The sequence below is a fragment of the Allomuricauda sp. CP2A genome (assembly GCF_001683915.1).
Taxonomy (GTDB): Bacteria; Bacteroidota; Bacteroidia; order Flavobacteriales; family Flavobacteriaceae; genus Flagellimonas.
The window spans coordinates 1-8498 of the sequence record NZ_LXTT01000049.1 but is presented as its reverse complement, the minus strand read 5'-3'; the positions used below and the strand labels follow the sequence as shown (position 1 = coordinate 8498).

General features: G+C 39.2%; 8 protein-coding genes and 1 tRNA gene. 8 read left to right on the top strand and 1 reads right to left on the bottom strand.

All coding sequences use genetic code 11. The features are described from left to right. Positions 1 to 427: 427 nt before the first annotated feature. The 8 genes from A7D14_RS06695 (at position 428) to A7D14_RS06660 (ending at position 8163) form a co-directional block, all read left to right on the top strand. The gene (locus tag A7D14_RS06695) at positions 428 to 736 is read left to right on the top strand and encodes a hypothetical protein (RefSeq protein WP_067031819.1); all 309 of its coding nucleotides are present in this window, start codon (positions 428 to 430) and stop codon (positions 734 to 736) included. A gap of 88 nt (positions 737 to 824) precedes the next feature. Next, positions 825 to 1235 (top strand): 6-pyruvoyl trahydropterin synthase family protein, encoded by a 411-nt coding sequence (locus A7D14_RS06690; RefSeq protein WP_067031816.1) that lies wholly within the window; start codon positions 825 to 827, stop codon positions 1233 to 1235. A gap of 268 nt (positions 1236 to 1503) precedes the next feature. After that, positions 1504 to 1671 (top strand): hypothetical protein, encoded by a 168-nt coding sequence (locus A7D14_RS06685; protein ID WP_218058510.1) that lies wholly within the window; start codon positions 1504 to 1506, stop codon positions 1669 to 1671. Between the two features lie 319 nt (positions 1672 to 1990). Beyond that, positions 1991 to 2686 carry a helix-turn-helix domain-containing protein gene (locus A7D14_RS06680; protein ID WP_083158009.1) on the top strand — a complete coding sequence of 232 codons (696 nt, stop codon included), beginning with the start codon at positions 1991 to 1993 and terminating at the stop codon, positions 2684 to 2686. 406 nt (positions 2687 to 3092) lie between these two features. After that, entirely contained in the window at positions 3093 to 6299 is a 3207-nt protein-coding gene (locus A7D14_RS06675) for a SusC/RagA family TonB-linked outer membrane protein (protein WP_313790819.1), read from the top strand. Between the two features lie 10 nt (positions 6300 to 6309). Then, complete coding sequence (locus A7D14_RS06670; RefSeq protein WP_067031805.1) at positions 6310 to 7791, top strand: RagB/SusD family nutrient uptake outer membrane protein; 1482 nt, start codon at positions 6310 to 6312, stop codon at positions 7789 to 7791. Positions 7792 to 7906: 115 nt separating this feature from the next. Further along, entirely contained in the window at positions 7907 to 8098 is a 192-nt protein-coding gene (locus A7D14_RS06665) for a hypothetical protein (RefSeq protein ID WP_067031802.1), read from the top strand. Continuing rightward, positions 8089 to 8163, top strand: a tRNA-Val gene (locus A7D14_RS06660). The genes A7D14_RS06665 and A7D14_RS06660 overlap by 10 nt, the downstream gene beginning before the upstream one ends. Before the next feature lie 6 nt (positions 8164 to 8169). Here A7D14_RS06660 and A7D14_RS19995 read toward each other — a convergent pair. Further along, entirely contained in the window at positions 8170 to 8331 is a 162-nt protein-coding gene (locus A7D14_RS19995) for a hypothetical protein (RefSeq protein WP_176712375.1), read from the bottom strand. Positions 8332 to 8498 lie beyond the last annotated feature (167 nt).

Sequence of the window (8498 nt, the reverse complement as noted above, 5' to 3'; positions counted from 1 at the left end):
CCTTCAAGGTTACAGGGTAAAACTATGATTTTCGGCAATATAAGATTTCGTCGATGATTCAGTCATCCCGACTCATTTTAGTGTTTAGTTGGTGTATATGTTTGTTTAATATTTTATAGTTAGATTTGACATCTACGAAGTAAGGTTACCAAAAGTGGTCTGTAATTCGGTTAGCAGCAAAAGCATAGGCAAGGAAAAACGTAATAAACATAAGGGTTGGCGAATTAGGTTCGAATCCCTCAGCGCCCACAACAATTGAAAGACCTCCGAATTTTCGGAGGTCTTTTGTTTCCATGACTTAGTGTGTGGCCTGATATTAAGGGGTCCACTTTTCAAAAGTGTATTTTCACAACCATTTCAATGTTAATTTAACGTTTAATAATTGTAAATTAATCCAACAAGAAGTTTTTTTGTAGAAAAGGATACAGTGAAAATCAATTGGAAATCAACTGGAAAAATCAATCAGCAAAATTCCCTGCATCTTTTAAACTTGGAATATGCAGTGGAACTTCAGGTAATCCTAATTCTTATTAGGGAAGCCGAGCACTTGATGGAATACCGCTCGTTGATTACTGTTGAGGTTGACCCCGATGGAGGGCAGGTTTCCATTGATAGTGAAACACCTGAACCCCTATATTCAATTCTTGAAAGAAACTTCCATGGGTTTGATTCCAAGGTTGAAAAGAGTTTGTCCCCTCATGAAAGGACTGTGAAGCCCTCATTTGCTTCCATATAGGCGAGGGTAGAAGGTCATTTAACATAGGACCTATCAATTTTGTGAATGAATAACCAATGGTTATCGTCTTTTTTATTTGCTTTGCAGTATGATTGTCACCATTTGCAGAAAAGCCCATTTTAATGCCGCCCATCGGCTCCATAATCCTAATTGGAGCCAAGAAAAGAACATTGCTGTTTTTGGAAAGTGCAACAGCCCCAATTATCATGGGCATAATTTTGATTTGGAAGTCAGGGTTAGGGGAGAGGTGGACCCAGATACTGGTTTTGTGATGGACTTGGCCGTACTGGGAAGCTTGATCAAAGATGAGATTGAAGAACGGTTTGATCATAAGAACTTGAATGAAGATTGTCCAGAATTCGAGGGTATTTTTCCTACCACGGAATATTTTGTAAAAGTCATTTACGACATCCTAAAACCCAAGTTGGAGAAAGGGCAATTGCTCCACATTACCTTACATGAAACACAAAAGAATTCGGCGGAATATGGAGATTGGTGACAGATTTCTGCACCGCTTTGAAAGAGTAGGGATTACAGCTTCGATTTCATATCTCCCCATTTTGTAGTTGAAGTTTTCTTCATTTCCTAAAGATTCATAACCCAAATATTCCACCTCATTTTTTCATTCATCAATTGATTAGGGGCATTCATCAATTGGTAGGTCTTGGTGCTTCGATAAGCCATTATTTTATGCAATAGCCGAAAATAGGTTTTGAAAAGATAATGAGGTGGGTTTTGATTCTTCATTCAAAGAATCCCCTTATTTTGTGCACCTCAACCAGAAGCAGAGTAGCAAGGAGGCCATACCCGCCTATCGAAATCAGCGGTTCAACAGGCAAGACCTTGTTCAGGTTATTTCTTCCCTCACGGAAAAAATGGTCAATGCCGTTGGATTGGATGAATTTCAATCGCTCATGGACCAACTGAAGCTATAATGTCCAATATCCTTCAAATTCCAACGGTAAAACCACAACTTTTTCCAGAATATCCAGGTGCCATCAAAAGCATGGGGCGGGAATTTTATTCTGACTGCGGGAGATGAGCAGACATTGAACTATTTTTAATGATATGGGGTTCAAAACCGTAATTGGGCTTTCGGAAATAGTACTCTAAGTATCTAAAAAAGAGCAAGAACCCTTTTCTATAAACCCAAACAGGGGTTTCGTCAATTACGCCTCCTATCCAATTTACATTTTTATCATTTTTGACCTAGGAGAATAAGGCTAATTCAAAAATCTTCCAAAAACACATGTTATGTCCTTTTGGAAGTACATATTATTATTTTTTTCAATTTTTGGACTACTGATGGCATTTTTTTTACTTTCCTCAGAAAAGGAAAAGCCATTTAGGGAAAGGTTGCTTTTAGTCGTTTCGTTCTTATTTGTTCAAACAGTTTTGTTGACCTTTTACTATTGGCTTCGATTAGGTGAGAAATTTTATAGCCTACTACTTGTGTGTGCTTTTTTTACGCAATTGCTGCTTTTTGCGACTCTGATCTACTTATGTATTACTCATCCAGATGGTAGTAGGAGACAACGGAATTCAGTTTCATCTTTTAACCAGAAGCAACTTAAATATGAAAAAACCGGACTTTCTGAATCGTTTTCTTTTGAACTGAAAAGCAAACTTGAGCACTTGATGGCAACCAAAAAACCTTATCTGAATCATGAACTACGGTTAGATGATATTGCTGAACTTCTTGATATTTCAAGGCATCATGCCTCGCAAGTTATCAATGAAAACTTTAAGATGAGTTTTTATGATTATATAAATCAATATAGAATTGAAGAAGCCAAAAATAAGCTGAGTTCAAGCATTAGTAATAATTTATCTTATTCCATATCAGATATTGCTTACCAATGTGGTTTCAATAATCGGGTTTCATTTTATAAGGCATTCAAAAAAATCACAAGGACTACTCCAACCGAGTTTATTGATAATGCGGCTTAAATACCCCTACCCTTACTTCTTAATATAATTATCCAACAAACAACATAGCCCTCATACTTATTCCAGTAGTACTTCACTTGCCACTAGACTTTCATAGCTGCCTTCTTGATTGAAAATCAACACCTTCAATGGCCGTAAGGAATCAATACCGCCTTGAATGTTAATTTGGTTCGGCCATGGTGTAAAGGTTGTTAAGCATTTACATCGCCTTTTATTTCTTTTGTTTTTTTTGGAGTGCAATGTTCAAAGTAGGAGCTCTAAACCTTACTCTTCCCAAGATTTTAGTTTTCATTTTATAACTGAAGATTATTTGAATTAGCCTACAAAATTTAAGATTTATCTCCTGCCTTGTTCGGTTGCAATAACTAACTCTTAATTAACTTTTATGAAATCAAAAATTTATTGGATGGCATTAGTGTTTATCTGTAGTTTTACGGTAGCACTTGCGCAACAAAACCAGGTCACAGGTACCGTGACCGATCAAAACGGACTGCCACTTCCTGGCGTGTCCATTGTTGTTGTTGGAACCACAACAGGTACTCAAACAGATTTTGATGGCAACTACTCCATCGAGGCCTCTGAAGGGCAAAGGTTGTACTTCAGTTATCTAGGGCAAAAAGACACAGAAAGAACAGTCGGAACCTCTTACGTTGTTAATGTACAGATGGAAGAAGATGCCCAAGCCTTGGAAGAAGTTGTAGTGGTCGGCTATGGGACAACTACAAGACAAGCCTTTGCAGGAACAGCGTCCGTTGTTGAGGCTGCGGCTTTGGAAGTGAAATCATTCTCCAATGTATCGCAGGCATTGGCAGGTGAGGTCGCAGGTGTAACGGTAATCAACCAATCCGGGCAACCTGGAACTTCCTCTACAATTCGTATTAGGGGGTATGGTTCAGTCAACGGTAATAGAGATCCATTATATGTTGTTGATGGAGTTCCCTTTACAGGCAGTATCAACTCCATTAACCCTGGAGACATTAAAAGTACAACCATACTAAAAGATGCCACAGCTACGGCTATCTATGGTTCTCGTGGAGCAAACGGCGTTATTCTAATCACCACTAAAACAGGTTCTGTCGATGAATCTTTTGTTGAGGTTGATGTAAAATCCGGTTTCAACATGCAGTTGATCCCAAGGTATAATGTGATAACCTCCCCTGAGGAGTATATCGGTTACGTTTGGGAAGGTATCCGCAACAGAGCTGCCCTGGATGGTGAAGATGACCCAGTTGCTTTTGCCAATGCCAATTTGTTTACTGCAAATTATGTTCACCCGGGTTATAATATGTGGGAAGTAGCAGATGGCGGTGAATTGATAGACCCTTTAACCAGCACTGTTAGACCAGGTGTTGTAAGAAGATATACTCCACAAAGGTATGCTGATTTAGCATTTGATTCAGCCATTAGAACAGAGACCAATCTTAGAATGGGTGGAGGCAACGATAAAAGTAAATATTTCACATCCATAGGATATTTAGATGACAATGGCTACGCAATCAACACAGGCTACAAAAGATATACAGCCCGCTTAAATGCCGATTCACAAGTTAAGAAGTGGTTGAATGTGGGTGTTAACGCCGGGTATGCATACTCCAAAAGTCAAAACAATGGTCAAACTGTAGGTTCTGAAAACCTTTTTGAGTTTGCCGACAAAATGGCACCCATCTTTCCTGTTTTCTTAAGGGATGACAATTACCAGTTGGTAGAGGATAATATTTTTGGAGGCTACCAATATGACTATGGTACCGCTTCAGGGTATAGATCAAGACCAAATGCCGATCAATTGAACCCAATTGCTTCTGCCTTGTATGATTTTGTAGGTACAAACCGGCATGAAGTCAACGGCAACTTTTCAGTTAACGTGAACATAGCAGAAGGTTTGACTTTTGAGACCCGTTTTGGAGCACAGTTTGCCACAGAACGCTACAAATCCTTTTCAAATCCCTTCTATGGTGGAGGTATTTCCACGGGTGGTGACTTGTATCAAAGAGATAGGAATTTCTTGACAATAAACTTTCTTAAACTCCTTCGCTACCAAACCGAGTTTGGAAGCCACTCTTTCGAAGCCCTAGTGGCTCATGAAAATAACCAATTTGAAAGAGAGCAAAGTGTTGCCTCCAAAAGGTTGGCCGTACACCCTGATATTTATGAATTGAACAACTTTGTTGTTTCTCAGGGACCACCTACGGGTTTTTCAAGGGGATATAGTATAGAGTCTTACTTTGGACAAGTTAACTACGACTATGATAAGAAGTATTTCTTGACAGCTTCCGTGCGTAGGGACGGTTCCTCAAGATTTATCAATGAGAAATGGGGTACTTTCGGTTCTGTTGGTGCTGCTTGGGTTATCTCCAACGAGGAGTTCATGTCAAACAATAGTTTTTTCAATTTTCTAAAATTGAAAGGATCTTATGGTCTTACAGGGGATCAAGCAGTTGACGAAGATTACTATGTAGCTTATGACACCTATGACATCAACAACCTTAATGATCAGATTTCCCTTTCCATCAGAGATAACGGAAACCCAGATCTAACTTGGGAAACATCCAAAATGTTCCAGGCCGGTATTGAGTTTGGTTTGGGAAGGTTCTTGGATGGAGTTGTTGACTACTATGGTAAAAAGACAGATAACCTAATTTTCTCGAGAAGGGTTGGTCCGTCGCAAGGTATTGCAATTGTTACCGTAAATGATGGTGAATTGATGAACCAAGGTATCGAATTTGACCTTACCGGACACATCTTTGACAAAGAAGACTTCAAATTGGACCTATCCATCAACGGTTCACGTGTGAACAACGAAATCTTAACAATGCCCCTAGAGCCATCCACAGGAGAACCAAGAATTTTGGACACTTCAGCATCTCCATATGGGTACTCCAAAGGAAGCTCAATCTATGATTTCTATATCAGGGAATGGGCCGGTGTAGATCCAGAGGATGGTGTTGGTATGTATTATCAGTACTTCAATGATACTAATGGCAACGGTTCTTTGGATGACGGTGAAGATGGAATTTCCGATATGATGGCCTATCTAGATGAGAACCCCGACGCCAATGTAGAGCGACAAACAACCAAGACTTATGCTGATGCCACCCAGAAATACGTGGGCAAATCAGGAATTCCAGATTTAATAGGTGCATTCAGATTGGCAGCCCAAGTAAAGAATTTTGATGTCTCTGCCCAATTTACCTACAGCTTGGGTGGCTGGGCAATGGATAACCAGTATTCAGAATTGATGAGCGATAACTTTGGCGCAGCCTCAACCAATTTCCACAAGGACATTGCCCAGAGATGGCAAACCCCAGGAGACGTAACAGATGTTCCACGTTTGGACGATGCCACTGGCCAAGATCAAAGAGTAGGAACAACAAGATGGTTGATCAGTACAGATTACTTAGCCTTTAACAATGCCAAAATTGGATACACTTTTCCAAAGAGGAATATTGACCAAATAGGATTAAAAGGTGTAAATATTTGGGTGTCAGGAGACAATTTGGCCATCAAGACTGCTAGACAAGGTTTTAATCCATCTGTAAGGGAGAATGGTAGTTCTGCAAGGAGGATTTATGCTCCTTTAACAACTGTAACCTTAGGTGTAAGAGTTAAATTTTAGAAAAAAGATTATGAAAAATTGTAATATAAAGTTTTCGGTTATAGCCTTCCTGTTGTTATTGGTGGGCTGTGAAAAAGATTTTTTGGACAACCAACCGTCTGAATTCTTGACACAAGAACAAGTTGGTGAAGCAGCGGCGGTTAACCCAGCCGTAATTGAGGGAACAATATCAGGGATTTACTCAACTATGTTCGATCCGGGCAGTGGTGGAACCACTGGACACGATGACTTTGGCCACAAAGGCTATGATATTTATAGTGATATGCTTTCGGGCGACATGGCCCTTTCGGTAAGCACTTATGGTTGGTACAGAGCAGACATAACAGAGTTTCAAGCTACTACAGATTTTACAAGGACAAGAAACTATATTGTTTGGAGGTATTACTACCGTATTATTCGTTCAGCAAATTTGGTTATCGATGCATTGGGAGGAAATGATGTGGTACCTGAATTGGAAGAAAATAAATATCTAATGGGCCAAGCAAAAGCCATCCGTGCCCATTCATATTTTTATTTGACCCAGTATTTTTCCAATTCCTATGATCCATCGGCGGAAATTTTGCCTATTTATGACAGCCCAGATGATTTGAATGGACCCAAAGTCACAACAAATGAGATATATGCATTGATGGAAAAGGACCTGAATGATGCAATTTCTTTGTTGAATGACTTTGCAAGAGATTCCAAAAGTAAGGTTGATAAATCTGTTGCCCAAGGTATTTTGGCCTATGTGCTCGCATCTAAAGGTGATAGCCACCAACAAGTAATGGATTTAACCGCTGATGTTATTAACAATGGGGGGTATGCACTTATGAATTCAAATGAAGTTCTGGAAGGATTCAATGACTTGAACACACCTGGATGGATGTGGGGTGTTGACCTTACTGTAGATGCGGGTCTTGGGCTTGTTTCGTGGTGGGGCCAAATGGATCTTTATACCTATAGCTATGCTTGGGCCGGAGATGCTAAAGCTATGGATTCTGATTTGTATGCTGCCATTCCTTCAGATGATGTCCGAAAATCACAATTTGCAGAACCTATAGGTGATTATACAGATTTGATGCCTTTAAATAAATTCTATGCCCCGGAAAAGGTTATAGGGGGCCAGGCCAATATAACAACTGACTACGTATATCTCAGGGTATCAGAAATGTATTTATTGCATGCCGAGGCAGCTGCTAAATCTGGGGATGATGCAAGTGCTCGTACTATGCTTAAAGCTCTGTTGGATGAAAGGTTGCCAAGCACAGCCTACATCGATGGCCTTTCTGGACAAGCACTTATGGACGAAATCTACTTGCAAACCCGAATTGAGCTTTGGGGAGAAGGCAAAAGCTACTTGTCCCTTAAAAGAAATCAAGGAACTGTGGTTAGAGGTTCCAACCACCTTTCCAATGTAGGTGTGGCAATCACCTATGATGATGAAAGGTTGACCTTTGAAATTCCACAGTCAGAAATTCAAAACAACCCAGAAATATCTACTCAAAATTAACTTTCAAAACCATATATAAACATTGGGACCCTGTTGTTTTCAGCAGGGTTCTTTTTTGGTAAAAGCTAAGAATTGTCCTGTCATGAAATAAGTTGACGAAAAATTGACATATTTTATGAAAAACAACAAAATCAAGAAGAAATGTACACAATGGAATTACAACATGAGCCTTAAATCGGTTGTTGTATCCCAAGCTGAAAAGAACAATTACTGCACATTTCCCTCCATGAAACACAAAAGAATTCGGCAGAATATGGAGATTGGCGACAAATTTCCGATATTGCACCGCTTTTTAATGGGATATTAGCTCAGTTGGTTTAGAGTGCTGCCTTGACAGGGCAGAGGTCACTGGTTCGAATCCAGTATATCCCACTTTTTCTACTCATATTCAGAAATCTTTTTTCTTAGTTTTTGGTTACTGCGCTCCAAACGTTCATTTTGGTGTCGCAAATTGCCCAATGCCTTTTGTAGGGCTTGTAAACTTTCTTGTTGTAGGCCTATGATTTGTTCCAGGTCTGATTTGGTGTAGCTTTTGTTCATGGCTTCTAATTTATTTGCATACAAAGTCAATAAAAATTGACTTAAAAATATAATAAAAAGTTTTTTAGAACAAATTAAATGATGTAAATAACAAATAAAAGTATTTTTTACATCAACAATTGTTTCTTTCTCAATCAATTAAATTTGTTTAATTCACAAATAGATTT

Coding starts and splice junctions, on each gene's coding strand:
- A7D14_RS19995 (WP_176712375.1), bottom strand. CDS start 8,331: ATGAACAAAAGCTACACCAAATCAGACCTGGAACAAATCATAGGCCTA.
- A7D14_RS06670 (WP_067031805.1), top strand. CDS start 6,310: ATGAAAAATTGTAATATAAAGTTTTCGGTTATAGCCTTCCTGTTGTTA.
- A7D14_RS06690 (WP_067031816.1), top strand. CDS start 825: ATGATTGTCACCATTTGCAGAAAAGCCCATTTTAATGCCGCCCATCGG.
- A7D14_RS06665 (WP_067031802.1), top strand. CDS start 7,907: ATGAAAAACAACAAAATCAAGAAGAAATGTACACAATGGAATTACAAC.
- A7D14_RS06675 (WP_313790819.1), top strand. CDS start 3,093: ATGGCATTAGTGTTTATCTGTAGTTTTACGGTAGCACTTGCGCAACAA.
- A7D14_RS06680 (WP_083158009.1), top strand. CDS start 1,991: ATGTCCTTTTGGAAGTACATATTATTATTTTTTTCAATTTTTGGACTA.